This is a genomic window from Viridibacillus soli (genome assembly GCF_016612995.1).
Classification (GTDB): domain Bacteria; phylum Bacillota; class Bacilli; order Bacillales_A; family Planococcaceae; genus Viridibacillus; species Viridibacillus soli.
In genome coordinates, this window is record NZ_JAEOAH010000004.1 from 176493 (window position 1) to 192211 (window position 15719).

At 33.8% G+C, this 15719-nt stretch carries 14 protein-coding genes and 1 pseudogene; 10 read left to right on the forward strand and 5 right to left on the reverse strand.

What is annotated here, in order from left to right:
- Positions 1-146: 146 nt before the first annotated feature.
- Positions 147-815, reverse strand: a complete 669-nt coding sequence (locus JFL43_RS04695) for a ribonuclease H family protein (protein WP_100797805.1) — start codon at positions 813-815, stop codon at positions 147-149.
- Between the two features lie 653 nt (positions 816-1468).
- Between JFL43_RS04695 and JFL43_RS04700 the strand changes: the two genes are divergently transcribed.
- The 5 genes from JFL43_RS04700 (at position 1469) to JFL43_RS04720 (ending at position 6952) form a co-directional block, all read left to right on the forward strand.
- Positions 1469-2473, forward strand: a complete 1005-nt coding sequence (locus JFL43_RS04700; protein WP_200748143.1) for a restriction endonuclease — start codon at positions 1469-1471, stop codon at positions 2471-2473.
- Positions 2474-2545: 72 nt separating this feature from the next.
- On the forward strand, positions 2546-2758 hold the full coding sequence (locus tag JFL43_RS04705) for a helix-turn-helix transcriptional regulator (protein ID WP_200748144.1): 213 nt from the start codon (positions 2546-2548) through the stop codon (positions 2756-2758).
- Positions 2755-3159: a hypothetical protein gene (locus tag JFL43_RS04710; RefSeq protein WP_200748145.1), complete on the forward strand. Its 405-nt coding sequence runs from the start codon at positions 2755-2757 to the stop codon at positions 3157-3159. The genes JFL43_RS04705 and JFL43_RS04710 overlap by 4 nt, the downstream gene beginning before the upstream one ends.
- Positions 3160-3422: 263 nt before the next feature.
- The gene (locus tag JFL43_RS04715; RefSeq protein ID WP_200748146.1) at positions 3423-4250 is read left to right on the forward strand and encodes a DNA alkylation repair protein; all 828 of its coding nucleotides are present in this window, start codon (positions 3423-3425) and stop codon (positions 4248-4250) included.
- 737 nt (positions 4251-4987) lie between these two features.
- Entirely contained in the window at positions 4988-6952 is a 1965-nt protein-coding gene (locus tag JFL43_RS04720) for a methyl-accepting chemotaxis protein (protein ID WP_200748147.1), read from the forward strand.
- Between the two features lie 96 nt (positions 6953-7048).
- Here the strand turns inward: JFL43_RS04720 and JFL43_RS04725 are convergent.
- Positions 7049-7282 (reverse strand): annotated as a pseudogene (locus JFL43_RS04725) (IS3 family transposase); the annotation flags it as partial.
- Positions 7283-7472: 190 nt separating this feature from the next.
- On the opposite strand from JFL43_RS04725, the gene JFL43_RS04730 reads away from it, so the two are divergent.
- The gene (locus tag JFL43_RS04730) at positions 7473-8150 is read left to right on the forward strand and encodes a response regulator transcription factor (RefSeq protein ID WP_200748148.1); all 678 of its coding nucleotides are present in this window, start codon (positions 7473-7475) and stop codon (positions 8148-8150) included.
- Positions 8147-10003 carry a sensor histidine kinase gene (locus JFL43_RS04735; RefSeq protein ID WP_200748149.1) on the forward strand — a complete coding sequence of 619 codons (1857 nt, stop codon included), beginning with the start codon at positions 8147-8149 and terminating at the stop codon, positions 10001-10003. The genes JFL43_RS04730 and JFL43_RS04735 overlap by 4 nt, the downstream gene beginning before the upstream one ends.
- Before the next feature lie 97 nt (positions 10004-10100).
- Here the strand turns inward: JFL43_RS04735 and JFL43_RS04740 are convergent, their stop codons facing one another.
- Entirely contained in the window at positions 10101-10850 is a 750-nt protein-coding gene (locus JFL43_RS04740) for an N-acetylmuramoyl-L-alanine amidase family protein (protein WP_234447592.1), read from the reverse strand.
- A 305-nt stretch (positions 10851-11155) separates the two neighbouring features.
- On the opposite strand from JFL43_RS04740, the gene JFL43_RS04745 reads away from it, so the two are divergent.
- A complete protein-coding gene (locus JFL43_RS04745) occupies positions 11156-11995 on the forward strand; it encodes a polysaccharide deacetylase family protein (RefSeq protein ID WP_325166630.1) in 840 nt (279 codons plus the stop codon).
- Positions 11996-12276: 281 nt separating this feature from the next.
- Here the strand turns inward: JFL43_RS04745 and JFL43_RS04750 are convergent, their stop codons facing one another.
- Together JFL43_RS04750 and JFL43_RS22345 are read right to left on the reverse strand one after the other, a co-directional pair.
- Positions 12277-12486 carry a hypothetical protein gene (locus JFL43_RS04750; RefSeq protein ID WP_200748230.1) on the reverse strand — a complete coding sequence of 70 codons (210 nt, stop codon included), beginning with the start codon at positions 12484-12486 and terminating at the stop codon, positions 12277-12279.
- Positions 12428-12643 (reverse strand): aminotransferase class III-fold pyridoxal phosphate-dependent enzyme, encoded by a 216-nt coding sequence (locus tag JFL43_RS22345; RefSeq protein WP_200748150.1) that lies wholly within the window; start codon positions 12641-12643, stop codon positions 12428-12430. The genes JFL43_RS04750 and JFL43_RS22345 overlap by 59 nt, the downstream gene beginning before the upstream one ends.
- A 533-nt stretch (positions 12644-13176) precedes the next feature.
- Between JFL43_RS22345 and JFL43_RS04760 the strand changes: the two genes are divergently transcribed.
- Complete coding sequence (locus JFL43_RS04760) at positions 13177-14343, forward strand: pyridoxal-phosphate-dependent aminotransferase family protein (protein WP_200748222.1); 1167 nt, start codon at positions 13177-13179, stop codon at positions 14341-14343.
- Positions 14344-14537: 194 nt separating this feature from the next.
- On the forward strand, positions 14538-15680 hold the full coding sequence (locus JFL43_RS04765) for a hypothetical protein (RefSeq protein ID WP_200748151.1): 1143 nt from the start codon (positions 14538-14540) through the stop codon (positions 15678-15680).
- Positions 15681-15719 lie beyond the last annotated feature (39 nt).

Here is a 15719-nt window from a genome sequence, read left to right on the forward strand (position 1 = left end):
TAATCTTTTTTAAACAATCAGATTTTATAATAAATCATTCAACTATATTCAAAAACCACACGAGATATTCACTTTCAAAAGTTGACGGATTATGGACTCGCGTAGAAGGGGAATGTAGTGTGAAAATAACTAACACTATGTTCATATCAATCATTATCTACTGCCAGTTCAACTTGCGCAGTGATGTCAATTCCGTTTAGCGCTTGTGTTGCCAGACGATCCGCCTCTGCATTTGCTTTTCGCGGCACGAGTTCGTACTTAGGACGAATACCAAGGTCTTTTAACTTCTCGTCAATGCGTTTTGCCCAGCCGGATAAGTCCTTCTCAAGTAACGCCCATTCCCCGCTCATCTGGTTAATGACCACCTGAGAATCTCCAATGAAAACGACAGGTAAATGGTGAACATTTAATAGCTCGAGCTCCACTAGGCTCAAATGCAGCGCGGCATATTCAGCCTCGTTATTCGATTTGAGCACTTCAGAAGGTGCATTCTGCCTTAGCCTATACGACTTCCCACCCTGATCAAAATAAATAACGCAACCTAAACCAGAACTGCTAGTCGCACGATCAAAGCCACCATCGAAATAAACCGTGATATTATGCGGTTCTGTTTCGATTTCTGTTAAATAGCGCTTCATCTCCTTGATCGTCCATGTGCTGTCGAACGAGTCTATAAATGCAATGCTTTTGGCACGTCCAGTCTTCTCAAGGTCTTCAGCAATTAATAGCCCTTGTGCTGCAGGCATTTCCTCGGAGCGAAATACGGTTTCTGTTCTTTTTGGTGTTCTGTAAATCCATTCGATTGAAATTTTCATGGCCAACCCTCCTCTGATTGTGAGTTTATATATTTCTTATAAGCAATATTAGGTTCTCCAATGAGGAGAATATTTATTAAAAGGATTTCAGTTAGTTGTTACCAAGATGTATCTCTAGGATTGTAGCCGAATTTAGCGAAATAAAATGTATTTCCTTTCTAAAGAATATACAATTAAAACGTTTTGCAGAACACTATAACATCTGTCAAAATGCTTTTTTATTAAATCAGATCAAAATTTAGTAGGAGCTTATATTAAAAAAGTTATATATTAACAGGTGTGTTGATTAGGGGAATATTAGGATGTTATTTACCGTTAAAAGGGTTTTTTTATGTGCAATACTAACGTATGTTACTCCATTTTTTAATTGATTGTAGCGGAGGGTGCTTGCCCGCGGAAAGCGAGCATCTCGTAGCGGAAATCAACCTACCACTTTAATAGTAATAGTTAAAACTGGTTAATCAACACGCCGGATATATTAACTCCAATTCCATTTTTGCATACTATTCGTATAGTTTTTTGTATAAGAAATACCAATAATGTGGTATTTTTATATCATTGAATAATCATTTACTTATTATATAATTAGTTATAGTTACGAATAATGTCGACAATTATAGGACTATATATTTATATCAATGAGAGGGTTTAGCATGACAGAGAATCGTTGTTACATACATAAAGTAAAAGCAGCTGAAGTACTAGTAGACGATAAAATTGTTGTTTACTGTCCAAAATGTGCTGAGGCAAACATACATAAAATAGTGATGCAAGAAGAAAAAGTATTGAAGTCGGAGGAGTTAGCAAGTCTTCGGAAAAGGCGCCAGATTGGAATGAAGGAGCTTTGGAAAAGTGTAGTGTTAGCTTTTTACATAGAAATCTTACCTTTATTCATAGTCTTTTTTACTCATTCTCCGAAGAGTATATTAGAATACTCCTCTGGTGTTGAAGAAATTTATAGAAACTTCATTTTCCAACCAATCGTTTTAGCCATTGCACTTTGCTTTATAGGCCTTGGAGGATATTTTTGGTTTTCTGCAACTAAAAGCTTGAAGCAACTGAAAAATGAAGAAGCCATTTTACTGAAACCATTTGCAAATGAGACTGAAATTCATGAGAAATTCCAAACGCCATCTAAAGTAAAACAAGTGAATGAGTTTGTGAATATTAATAAAATGAAATACGATAGTAATTTTTTTAGCAATCGGAAAATCACCCAGATGAGTCAATATGATTTCAAATTATATATTGCAAAGCTTTTGCAAAAACTTAATTTTGAAAATGTACGTTTAACAAGGGATGACAGTGATTTTAAGGTGGACATCTTTGCTGACAGTCCTGATGGTAAAGTGGCGTTCCGCTGCATTAATAATGTCAATTTTATAAATACAGATGACGTACATAAAATTGCCGTTGAAAAGGTCTATTATGATTGCGACATTTCAGTATTAGTAACTACCTCAAAGGTGACAGCTGATGCGAAAAATCTATCTGATACTTTGCGAGTAAACTTATGGAATGATCAGTATTTGAAAGAAAAAATCGCATTTGTTGAGAATGCTCAATGGGTGGACCATTTACAAGATTTTTATGATTACTCCGATCAAAATTTAAAGAAATATACAGAGCATGAGCTAAGAAGATTAGCCCAAGCTTAATGATTTAAAAAGATAGTTATCTAACCATTCGGTTGGGTAACTATTTTTTTACGATCGAAAGCAGTGGTTGATATGACAAAGGTTCATAATCGAATAAAGGAAGTCCGTCTGCAAAAAGGCATTACCCAGCTACAAATGGCGGAAGATTTGCAAATTACCCGTCAAACGATTACGGCAATTGAAAATCATAAATACAATCCAAGTCTTGAATTAACTTTGAAATTGTTGCAATACTTTGATCTGTCGATAGAAGAGTTATTTACTTTAGAGGAGGGTGAAAAATGAAAAAGTTAACCGTATTTTCGATGTTGTTCATTGGATTATGTATAGCGGGAGGTGGGATGCTGGGTTTATATTTGATAGAATTGAAGGAACCAGGACGATCTGGGGGCTTATTTCTGCCAATTGTAGTTGGAAATTTACTCGGAATAGGTACGACTTTCATTGTATGGCTCATTCAAAAAAAGCGACATGGAAATGTGCCAACTGTTGATGAACGTACGTTGCAGAATTTGAAAAAGTTCTATGCGGCAGCATTATATTTAGTGCTCTTTGGTAGCGGTGGTATTTTGATCATTTTGTTTTTGATGGATGTGCAGACAATTGAAGTTGGAATGCTATTTATCTATATGATGGTTTTATTTATAGTGTTAGGTGTTGGGACTATGCTAGCGAAGCGAGTTTGAATAGAAATACCTATATTAAATTCACTGTACATCTAACAAGATTGGCTCCCATTGATTTAATAATGATTGACCAGATGGCTACTAATGGCGATTTGGTCTTTTTTATAGTTATAATAGAAACACCTGTTCTGTGGAATGGTATAATAGTGTTAATTACAAATAAGGTCGTTTCTTTTACAATAAAGTTATTAAGAAATAAATATTACCATATTTAGATGTGAAAGGTATAAGTTTGATTGGGCAAATTAAAAGGAGGATACTAAATGGTTGTGAGAGAAGACATTTCAAATCGAAAGGGAGCTAGGAAAGTAAGCGAGATCCCAAAGGAAGTTTTCATATTACTTAATCAAGGAGAAATAGAAAGTGTTAATCTAACTGAATGGCTTGCAATTAACCATATAACTTTACTTCAAAGTGTTTTACCATCAATAGGTTTAAACGAAAAGTTAGAGTTAATAGTATCTGAATTAGAAAAGCAGAACACGGAATCTGGAATGACAGCTATTCGTATGACAGGGGCATTATTAGATAAAGTTATGATTGAAGAGAGTGATAGAAAAAAGGAAGATTTAACGATGAAATGCTCCAATCATCTATCAGATAGTGTGCGTTGTTGGGCAGCATTTATGAATAAAAAATCAAATTCTTCATTATTAGATAAACTGTTGTATATCCGACCTTTTGCGGCAGATCATCATTTTGGTGTTCGGGAAATTGCCTGGATGTCTATTAGAGAAGACCTTTCACAAGATATAGAACAGAGTGTGGAATTGTTAATAGAATGGGCAAAAAGTGATGATGAAAATATCCGCAGGTTTTCTGTAGAGTCTATTCGTCCTCGAGGTGTCTGGACTAAGCATATTGAAATATTAAAAGAGCAACCTTATAAAGTACTCCCTATTCTTACTTTACTCAAATCAGATCCGTCTAAGTATGTTCAGGATTCTGTTGGGAACTGGTTAAATGATGTTAGTAAGACCCAACCTGAATGGGTGATCAGCCTTTGTGAAAAGTGGGGAAAAGAGTCTGATACAAAAGCAACGAATAGAATTATAAAAAAAGCCAAAAGAACAATTATAAAAGATAAGTGAATAGATAGACGTACGATATTTGCTCCATTAAACTCCAGAAAATTATCAAAAAAAGGATGTTTAAATAATAGTTATCAAGTCTGTTGATTAACTAAAACTATACAACGATCATCTGATTCATTTGTGTATGAAGTGCAGAGATTTGCTTCACGTTAAGCCTTCATTCAATGGGCAGACCAAGACAAAGAAACAGTCTGCTAAAATCTGCGAATGATAAGGGTTTAACGTTCTTTTTCTTATATCCTAAAAACCATCAATTAGTGGCCAATCTGGATTCTATTAATCATTATTGTAGTTGGTATTCTCCTTTCATAAAATCAGTAATAACCCAGAAAAAAGGAATGGGGAATTAAAATGTTCCCTTTGAAATTTACGTACCAATTTATATAGTGGTCAAATTTATACAATGCTACCTATAAAATAAACTCCATCTTATTATCCTCTGAAAGCTCAACTTACAAACTTTTAAGTATTTCCATATTATCCCTTGAAACAAAATTGACTGAATAAAAAGTTATATTTGTTGTCATTTATGTAAGGGTATTCATTAAAAAAATTAAATAATAGGGTGCGAATTGAAGTATTTTTACCGATAAAAGCATAGAGTATTTTTTTCAATAGAAGGAGCTATTGTGAGTAAATATCTTGTATGAAAGTTGTCTTCTTCTAGAATCTTTTATGTATATGGATTTAAGGTTCTCGAATAAATACCTATTTAGAAAAAGGAGTACTGTTATATGAAAAAATTATTTGGAAGTTTAAAAAGGAAGCTGTATATTTCATTTGCTCTCGTATTACTAATCCCAGTAGTTTCAGTTGGGATCTTGTCATATTTATCAGCTAAAGATTCGATAGAAAAGGAAATTCTCCATAGTGCAAACGAGAGTGTTGAAGTACTAAATACCCTTATAGACAAAACCTTAAGTCAAAAAGTTAGCGAAATAGGTGTTTTTAGTAAGGAGATTAATGCTTCTAAGTATGCAAAGGATGCAGCATCCCTAAAGTCATCTCTTGAGCAATACGATAAACTAAATCCAGATGTATTGAGTATTTTTGTAGCAACGACAAATGGAGCGTTTATCCAAGGAGAGGACGTGCCTACTGCCCCGAATTATAATCCCCTGGATAGTAGTTGGTATAAAGGAGCAGTAGAGCTTAAAGGAGAGCTTTATATAACGGAGCCTTACGTTGATGCGAGGACTGGAGAAATGATCTTTACAATTGCTCAGCAGTTAAAAGACCGCTCAGGAGTTGTCGGAGTAGATATTGAATTGACGAACATACAACAAGTCGCAGAGTCTATTAGTATTGGGGAAAATGGATACTCCTCTATTTTTGATGAGAATAAAAAGGTTGTTTCACACCCTACTTTAAAAGGTGGGGGGGAAGTGAAAGAAAGCTTTTTTGATAAGATGTATGAGAAAGATAATGGCACTTATGATTATGTATATGAGGGAGATAAACGAATATTAACTTTTACAACGAATAAATTGACAGATTGGAAGATTACAGGAACAATATTTTCGAAAGAAATAGATAATGCTGCTTCGCCTATATTATTTACGACTATTTTAGTATTAGCCGTTGCAATTGTTGCTAGCTCCATTGCAGTCTATTTTGTGATAAAAGCAATTACTAAACCAATTGGCAATTTAAAAGAATGTGCAGTTACGATTAGTAAAGGTGATTTAACTGAAAAAGTGGACATCAAATCTAATGATGAGATTGGACAATTGGGGCAAGCGTTTAATGACATGCAGGATAGTCTTCGAACACTTATTCAAAAAGTAGAAATAAATGCAGAACAAGTAGCATCTTCAGCAGAAGAGTTAACCGCAAATGCTGATCAGACTAGTATGGCAACAGAGCAAGTGGCTATTGCCATACAAGAAGTTTCTAGTAGTGCAGACACACAAACAACTCATGCGGATAAGAATGCAGAAGCGTTAAATGAACTTTCAAATTCAATCCTTCATATTGCAGAGAGTTCTTCCACAGTAACCGATCTCTCCCAACATGCTACTAAGCAAGCAGAAGAGGGTGGGGAAGCAGTACAAAATACAAAAAATCAAATGAATTCTATACACATGTCTGTTACAGAATCAAACACGAAAATCCAAACGTTACATGAACGTTCGCAACAAATCACGTCTATTTTAGATGTCATTGCAAGCATTGCTGAGCAAACAAATTTACTTTCTCTTAATGCTGCAATTGAAGCAGCAAGAGCAGGGGAACATGGGAAAGGTTTTGCCGTTGTAGCCGATGAAGTGCGAAAACTGGCAGATCAATCACAACAATCAGCCAAACAAATTTTTGAACTAATTCATGGCATTCAAGCAGATACAGAGCAATCTGTACTAATTATGGCTAAAGTTACAGAAGATGTACTAAATGGCTTACAAGTATCAGATGAAGCTATCGCCAAATTCCATTTAATTATGACAAGTATGAAAGAAATTACTCCTCAAATGGAAGAAGTTTCTGCTACATCAGAACAGATGTCGGCTAGTGTCCAAGAAATCACAGCTAGTACAGAGGATTTGGCATTTTCAGCTAAAGAAAATGCTGCTACATCTGAAGAAGTTGCTGCTTCTACAGAAGAGCAATTAGCCTCTATGGAAGAGATTAATGCATCTGCTCAAGCACTTTCGCATATGGCTGATGAGTTAAAAGGCCTTATAAGTCAGTTTAAATATTAATGCGTAGTCAAGTGACGTAAAAAAAGTTACTTTACTATTCCATGCATAAAAAAGCCGCTCCTGGTAGTTGAACTGACTCCTAAAAGTTAGACACGGTTATTTCAAAGCTAAGGTCTGAACTCGGTATTGTACCGGGCTCAGGCCTTTTAGTTTTGCCTTAATTCGTTTGTGATTATAATAATCGATATATTTTTCTAATTCTAACTTAAAATGTTCTACACTCTCAAATTCCTTTAAGTAGAGGAATTCAGATTTCATGATTCCAAAGAAATTTTCCATGACGGAGTTGTCGTAACAGTTGCTTTTACGAGACATCCTTTGTGTAATGCCATGTTAGTGCATTCTTGATGTAAAGATTAAATAAAGATTAAATAAAGACTGAATGAAATTTTGCTTCTATATGTTTAATGAGATTGCTTATGTTTGATTCCTCACTTAATATGGACATGTGCGAATCAAATGTTACTTACATTAATACTTGGCTAAAATAAGAAAAAATAACTAAAGCAGGGGATATAAAATGGCAGATATATTAATTGTAGAAGATGAGGATATTTTAAGAGAGATTCTTAAAGATTATTTTCTGAATGAAGGTTATTCAGTTTTAGAAGCTACAAATGGCGAAGAGGCACTAAAGGTGTTTCAAGAAAATGAGCTTAGTTTAATAATATTAGATATCATGTTACCTAAATTGGATGGATGGTCTATATGTCGTCGAATAAGAAAATCTTCAAATATCCCTATTATTATGTTAACAGCTCGTTCGGATGAAGATGATACTTTATTAGGCTTTGAATTAGGAGCCGATGACTATGTGACGAAACCTTATAATCCCCTCGTATTATTAGCCCGTGCTAAAAGGCTCTTATGTAATCGAGAACAAAAAAACGATATGGGAAATGACTATCTTGAAAGTGGAGGAATTCAAGTTCACACTCCTTCCAGAACAGTAAAGGTAAATAAAAAAGGGATTTCCTTAACTCATACAGAATATGAAATGCTAATTTATTTATTGGAAAATAAAGGTATTGTTATAACGAGAGAGCAATTCATAACAAAAGTATGGGGTTATGAACATATTGGAGATGACCGAACGATTAATAGCCACATGCGCAACTTACGAAATAAATTAGGAGACCATTCCACTTGTATTAAAACCATTGTTCGAACGGGATACAAATTTGAGGATTTACGATGAAAAGAGGAATTGTTCTTAAGTTGTTTTTGTTAACGTCAATGCTTTGCATACTTATTTTAGCTACAGTTTTTATAGGACAAACTATCTTTTTCAAACAATTTTATGTTAATAAAAAAGTGAAAGATTTAGAATCCAATATAACTTTATTCGAAAAAGAGTATATGAAAAATACGAATGATATTTCAACAATTCAGCAGCTTGAAAGAGATTTTGCTGAAGATAATAATGCTTGGATTACAATATTAAATCAGAATGGTAATCTAAAATATGAGAATGATTTCAACATAGAAGTACAATTAGATAAATATAATCAACAAATTTTGGGGATGAAAACAACTAAAGTCCCTTTATATATGATTGATAGAAGTAAATTGGATCGGTTGTCAGAATCAGAATCATTGATGAAGAATAGTGAGGTATATATATTTGGAATTTTGAAAGGGGCACAATTGACCCCTATTGAGATCACGGTAAATAACGAAGTGAATAATACAAATCCAGATAATTGGATAATAAAAAATGAAATGCTTTATGAAAAAATAGGGGATCCTAGGATAAAGTTAAAAGAAATGGGGAAACCAAGGTTAAATTTAAAAGAAATAGATTCATCAGATAAAAAGTCTGATTTGGTTGGTTTTAGTGGGAAAATTTTAAATGTTCAATTTCCTGAAAGAAATGATTTATCCAACGTTATTTATTCAAATTCATTATTTTTAGATCAAATTAAAGATTTTCAAAACAAGTTATTGCTGGATGAAATGGATATACTGAATACTACTATGCAAATTGTTGATTATGAACAAAATGATATTAAATACAATATTTTGATAAAACCAATAGAAAATTCAGATGGCACGAATGCTTATATTTTCTCAATGACTTCGTTACAGCCTGTTGATGAAGCTGTGCAAATGATTGAAGAATATTATATATACATTGTTGCTTTTGTTTCCATATTAATTTTGCTAGCTTCTTTTTACTATTCCATAAAAATTGCTAGGCCATTATTAAGAATTAATAGTACTACGAAGAAAATAGCAAATTTAGATTTTTCAGAGACAATTGCTGTTCATTCAAAAGATGAGATTGGTGATTTATCACAAAATATCAACCTACTTTCTCACCGATTGAGTATGTATATTAAGCAGCTACAGCAAGATATTGAAAAAGAAAAAAAGCTAGAGAATACTCGAAAAGAGTTCATTTCGGGTGTTTCACATGAATTAAAAACACCTTTAAGTATTTTGCAAAGCTGTATAACAATACTAAGAGGTAATGTAGCAAGCCATAAAAAAGAGTATTATTTTAATGCAATGGAAAAAGAAGTCGATAAGATGGATTTAATGATTGTGGATATGCTTGAATTGGCAAAGTATGAATCAGGTACTTACAAAATGAAAATGAATGTCTTTTATATTAACGAGCTATTGGAAGAGGTTTGTGAGAAACTATCAACTGAAATCCAACAAAAGGAGTTACGGATTCAAACGCATGTATTTCCCATTAAAGTCGCAGCCAACCAACGTCGTATCGAACAAGTTCTAACGAATTTTTTAACTAACGCCATTCGATATTCACCTTCGCAAGAAAGAATAATAATGGTTACAGAGAAGAAGGGGGAAATGGTGAAAATAAGTGTGGAGAATAAAGGTGCTCATATTGAAGAAGAACATCTTGAAAAGGTATGGGATCGCTTTTATCGCATTGATGCTTCTAGACAAAGGTCAAGAGGAGGAACCGGCTTAGGGCTTGCTATCTCCAAAAATATATTAATACTACATGGAGTAGAATATGGTGTTTGTAATACAGATAATGGAGTACAGTTTTATTTTTATTTAAAAATAGAAGAGTAAGTAAAACAGATCATAAGAATGGTTTTGAATGCCAATCGTATGATCTGTTCTTTTATATGGAAATACATAAATTTAAATGGGTTGATGCAATTTTCTCTTATTTTTCAAAGAATTCAATAATTCCATTTACTATTGATATTGCAGTTTTTCTTTGAAAATCTTTGGATGTCATTCGTATTTCATCTTCCTTATTTGAAGTAAAGCCCAATTCTAATAATACTGCTGGAGCAGAATTGTTCTTTAAAACATAATAATCACTTTCTTTTACACCACGATTTTTAGCGTTACTACTTTGATTGAAGATAGAATTTTGTAAGATTATCGCTAAATTTTTACTCTCTCTATGATTTGAACTGTAATGTGTCGTTATTCCTTTAACATCAGTGTCTGTAAAAGCATCGTGATGAATACTAATATATAGATCAGCTAGAGCCTTATCGGCAATATGAATTCTTTTTCGTAAAGCTTCTTTTTGAGTATTGCCTAAATCCATATCTTTATCGCGTGTTAGGATGACTGTTGCCCCGGTTCTTTCTTCAAGTTGCTTTTTAATATTTTGCGCTACTGTAAGATTCACCTCTTTTTCAATTGTTCCATAGGTCAAGCCAATTGTCCCACCATCAACCCCACCATGCCCAGGATCAATAACGATGGTTTTTCCATTTAAAAGATCTACAGTTTCACTGTCAAATGAATTACTATTTACCGTATGACTTTTTAATGTATGAATGCTTTTTTTAAATATCTCCACATCATTAACTTCGGTATTATCCATTAGACAAACTAGACAAACTAAACTAACACCTATTAAGGAAGCAAATAGATATTTCAAATTCTTTTTCTTCATATTTCAAATTCTCCTTTATCTTTTAAGCTCAAGTGATTAACATGACCAATAATAAGATGCCGATATAAAGATGAAATGAAGACAAGATAAATATGAAATAAAACTAATTATTGTCCTTAACATTGGGGAAATACAGCTGTACGAATTATAGGAGAGTTGGTAATCTCACACGAATAGAGTGAGAAGAGTAGACTAGGATAGAAAGATTTGAGATAACTTTTTTTCTTTAATTTAAATCGACACAATCTGCATTTTATCTTTATATTGTTCAATTACTCTATTCTTTGTAAAGGAGAGATTGAGCAGTGAAAACACCACGAAAAGATATTAAGCGAAGTTGGATAAAAAAAGGATTAATATTGTTAGGAGTTATTCTAGCTACTATTTTTCTAATGTTCTATTTGAAAGAAAAATTCACTACAACGACTGTTAAAGTAGTAGAAGAAAGTACTAAACAAAATACTACACAAAAGCAAAATGATTTAAGTAAACAGCATCCTATAAAAAAGGAAAGAGCAGCTAGTAAGCCCTTAGGAAAAGTTGTTTACCTCACGTTTGATGATGGTCCTAGTCAATTAACAGGGCAATTTTTAGATATATTAAAAGAACATGATATAAAAGCGACTTTTTTCATGCAAGGGGTTAATTTACAGAATAAGAGTTTCGAAGAAAGTGTTAAGCGAGCAACGCAAGAAGGACATTACATAGGGGGACATAGTATGTCACACGATAGTAAACGTCTTTACACCGATGGACAGTTTGTACCGGAGATGATTGAAACATTGAATCTTATTCATGATATTACTGGTACAAACCCTAAATTGGTTCGACCTCCATATGGTTCAGTACCGGGGTTGAACAGTAAACAACTTCGTAATGAAATTGCAGAAGCGGATATTAAAGTATGGGATTGGACAATTGATTCTTTGGACTGGCAATCAAAAGGTAACCCCAATCAAATTGTAGAAAATATTAAAAATGGAACCGTAAGAGATGTAGAAGTCGTTCTCATGCACGAAAATACTCAGGTACTGCAAGTACTTCCAGAAATCATTTCTTTTTATAAGGAAAAGGGTTATCATTTTGGTGTATATGATGATAGGAACCATTTCATTCAAAATTTCCAAAATGATAAACGGTTTTAAAATATACTGTGTCATTCTTTTTAATAGTGCGATTTGTAATGATTAAAAAATAGAATAGAATAAGTACAGCAAAGAATAGCGAAAAATGGATTAGAAAAGGAAAAAGTTTTTGTTTCTTTTGATGTGTTGTAGCTTTTGAAAAAAGTTTGATAATTTAGGCTCAACACTAAAATCTGTTCTTGATTAAAAAATAGTATAAAAAAACATCTGTATCCGCTAAAGTTGAGAGTACGACCAAACAACCTTAAGCATTATCATCGACTACTTGGGAAACGCCATGATCAGCTAACCGCTGAAATTGTCACCATAGGAGATTCAATCATACCTTCATGATCTGAAAAAGAGTAATCCAGACCAATTGTTAAGGCACCATCTTTAACAGCATTATGAATTGCAACGGTATTATTCGTATTAAAGAGAACATCAGATTTACTATAGCGGGCAATGATGTTGTTTAAATACCATAAGAAGCTCTTTTTGTAGTCTATCATCTAACTCAGTCGAGCGATTGAACAAGTTTTCTCTCTCCATGATTTCGATATTTTTTAAAGCCACTGCACACGCTGCCGGATTTTCACCAAATGTATTTAGATGTCGTAGATGGCTATTTTCTTCAACTGTGTTAAACTTTTCAGTCCATCTATACATATTACTTTGGATACTTTTCGTTTTTCAATTTTCATTGATGGTGTTGAGATTGACTCTGGTGTTGCGGCTGAAATTGGCGCATTTTCGCTGCTTGAATGAGCCACTCTAATGTTTTAAGTTGATTATTTCTAAGAAGACTCTCCTCTCTGGAGAGTCTTCTTCTTCTAATTTCTCCTAAACTTCCTACTCAAAATCTTCCTTCTGTAATAACTTATTCGACAACCATAAGCCAAACCCACCAATATTAATGAAAAATAAACTAATCATACTAATACCAAACACTATACCCTCAAATAACGTTGATAACTTTTGATCTGCCTCATAAAAACGAATCCAGCTGTACATGGAGATACCTAATTCTGGCCTTTTTATTTGCTTATTCTATGCATAAAGTGGGGGTGTATGTCCTAACAGCACGGGTACAAATAAAATATAGCATTGGAAATTAATCGTCATATTAGAATTTTCTGAATCTGATTGACTTCGTACCAATATATTACATATGATAGTTTCATAAGAAGGGGGGATTTATGATGATAAATGAAGAGTTACTTTTAATACCAGGGCCAACACCGGTGACGGATGAAATTTATAATGCGTTAGCAAGTGAGACGAGAGGGCATACAGATCCGCGCTTTGTAGCGATTTATAAAAATGCGCTAGAGAATACGAAGAAAATATTCCAGACAGACGGAGAAGTATATGTTGTTGCTGGCTCGGGGACGTTGGCGATGGAAATGGCGCTTATTAATACAGTCGCTGTTGGGGAGAAAGTATTAGTAGTAAGTCATGGCTATTTTGGTGATCGTTTTATCCAGCTAGGACAGGCATTTGGCATTGAGGTCGATGTGTTACAAGCTGAATGGGGCAAGCAAATTGCACCTGAGCAAGTAGAGGAGAAACTAGAGAATGGTGGCTATAAAGCCGTAACCGTGACACATGCGGATACTTCTACAGGTGTGGCAGCCAATTTAGAAGAACTTGTACCCGTTGTGAAAAAGCATGGTGCTCTATTTATTCTAGATGGCGTGTGCGCAACAGCTGCAATGGAAGAAAATATGTCAAAAACGTATGGTGATCCTGATTATAAAATTGATGTAATTTTAACGGGTTCACAAAAAGCGATTGGCGTGCCACCGGGGTTAGGGATCATTGCATTTAGCAAAATAGCTCTTGCTGCACGTGAACGGTTAGGGCGTATTCCTGCATACTATGCGGACATTCATAACTGGAGATCTGTAATGGACAACCCATCAAATTATTTTGCAACACCGCCTGTGAATTTAATATATGCCTATGATGTTGCGATGAAGAATGTTATCGCTGAAGGAATGGAAGCCCGTATAGCGCGTCATACATCATTTGGTAAAGCGGTTCGAGCTGCACTAACAACGTATGGTATGTCCCCACTTGCAACAGAAGAAGTCGCGGCTCCAACATTAAGCTGCATCCTTTATCCAGAAGGTATTAGTGATGCCGATTTCCGCACAATACTTGCGAAAAAAGGCGTAATCGTGGCAGGCTCACTTGCGCATCTTGCAGGCAAAGCCTTTCGCATCGGTCATATGGGTAGTACCACGCCTGAAATGCTAGAAGAAGCAATTGTGAAAATAGGAGAAACGTTGCAGGAACTAGGACAAGAGGTTGATATTGAAAGTGCACGTAAACAACTGAAAGAAACAATTTTAGCAACGGTTTAAATACGTTTAATTGAAAGCTATCTACGTATTGGATAGCTTTTTTCTTATGTATTGGCTATATAAAGAAAAACCCTATTTCGTATGATTTAGTCCAAATTACTTTCTAAAATGTTAATTATCCGCCTAAATAACCATATACCTATCAAAAAAATATGTATATAATTTTAGTGAACAAATGACTTTGGAGGGTAAATATGAGAAAAAAACGATTTAATTTTATTAAAATGATGTTAGCTTTAGTAGTGGCTTTTGCATTTGCATTTGGGGCTTCAACAAATAATACAGAAGCAGCAACTAAAGTGGAAACAATTTCTTTAACGAAAAATAAGCAAAAAACAGTTAACCGAAAATTCAATAAAGACCAAATTGATATTATGAAAGTGACTGTACCAGCAGATGGTTTATTCACGATGAAACTGGATAATCCTAAGAAACGTGAAATGGGTATTGCTCTATTTAGCGAATTCGATCCTATTCTATTAGAGGATATAGAAAATATCGATGAGTCAAATCTAGATATAATGGATAGTGCACTTATGGATGTAGAAATATTAGGCTATGCTATAAACTCAGAGATATTTGATTATGATAAAACGATGCACACCTTCTCTGTTGGTCTGAAAAAGGGTACATACTACGTTTTAGCAATGAATTTAGACGAAGGTAAAAATAAAAACTACACAGCAAAATTCACTTTAAAAGCAAGTAGCAGCTATGAAAAAGAAGCAAATAATACTATTAAACAAGCGACATCGATTAAATTAAACAAAACATATAATGCATCATTTAATCTGTTTGATACAGATGATTATTATAAAGTAACGGTTCCTAAATCAGGATACTTAAAATTAAATGTAAATCAAAAGTATAAGACAAAATTCAAATTAAAAGTGTTGGATGCGAAAAAGAAAACAGTTAAAGGTTTAAAAGTAACAAAAAGCAATAAATCATATAATGGCTCTGTTTATTTATCAAAGGGCACGTATTATATTAAAGTGAACGGCGATATGATGGACTTAATGGATTCAATGAGCGACCGTGTTTCATATACATTAAAAACTTCAGTGAAAACAAAAACGCCAAAGAAATCCACTGTTAAAGTGATCAATAAAAAAGGCACTAAAAACGATAAAGTAATCGTTTCAAATCTACAATCAGGAAGTACTGTGAAAATTTACGCAGATGCGAGCAAGAAAAAAACTTTAGCAACGAAAACAAAGAGTGGTAAATCAGCAACAATCCGCTTGAAATCTTTGAACAGCAAAGGCGGTAAATTATATATTACCGTTAAAAAAGCAGGCATTTCTGAAAGTGCAGCTGTAAGAGTAAACTATTAATTAATAAAGCCACTAGCAAAAAAATATTTGCTAGTGGCT

What these genes read in the sequence shown, in the direction of transcription:
- JFL43_RS04735 (WP_200748149.1), top strand. Translation starts at nt 8,147, where the DNA reads ATGAAAAGAGGAATTGTTCTTAAGTTGTTTTTGTTAACGTCAATGCTT.
- JFL43_RS04765 (WP_200748151.1), top strand. Translation starts at nt 14,538, where the DNA reads ATGAGAAAAAAACGATTTAATTTTATTAAAATGATGTTAGCTTTAGTA.
- JFL43_RS04720 (WP_200748147.1), top strand. Translation starts at nt 4,988, where the DNA reads ATGAAAAAATTATTTGGAAGTTTAAAAAGGAAGCTGTATATTTCATTT.
- JFL43_RS04705 (WP_200748144.1), top strand. Translation starts at nt 2,546, where the DNA reads ATGACAAAGGTTCATAATCGAATAAAGGAAGTCCGTCTGCAAAAAGGC.
- JFL43_RS04730 (WP_200748148.1), top strand. Translation starts at nt 7,473, where the DNA reads ATGGCAGATATATTAATTGTAGAAGATGAGGATATTTTAAGAGAGATT.
- JFL43_RS04715 (WP_200748146.1), top strand. Translation starts at nt 3,423, where the DNA reads ATGGTTGTGAGAGAAGACATTTCAAATCGAAAGGGAGCTAGGAAAGTA.
- JFL43_RS04700 (WP_200748143.1), top strand. Translation starts at nt 1,469, where the DNA reads ATGACAGAGAATCGTTGTTACATACATAAAGTAAAAGCAGCTGAAGTA.
- JFL43_RS04710 (WP_200748145.1), top strand. Translation starts at nt 2,755, where the DNA reads ATGAAAAAGTTAACCGTATTTTCGATGTTGTTCATTGGATTATGTATA.
- JFL43_RS04750 (WP_200748230.1), bottom strand. Translation starts at nt 12,486, where the DNA reads ATGATAGACTACAAAAAGAGCTTCTTATGGTATTTAAACAACATCATT.
- JFL43_RS04695 (WP_100797805.1), bottom strand. Translation starts at nt 815, where the DNA reads ATGAAAATTTCAATCGAATGGATTTACAGAACACCAAAAAGAACAGAA.
- JFL43_RS04760 (WP_200748222.1), top strand. Translation starts at nt 13,177, where the DNA reads ATGATAAATGAAGAGTTACTTTTAATACCAGGGCCAACACCGGTGACG.
- JFL43_RS04740 (WP_234447592.1), bottom strand. Translation starts at nt 10,850, where the DNA reads ATGAAGAAAAAGAATTTGAAATATCTATTTGCTTCCTTAATAGGTGTT.
- JFL43_RS22345 (WP_200748150.1), bottom strand. Translation starts at nt 12,643, where the DNA reads ATGTATAGATGGACTGAAAAGTTTAACACAGTTGAAGAAAATAGCCAT.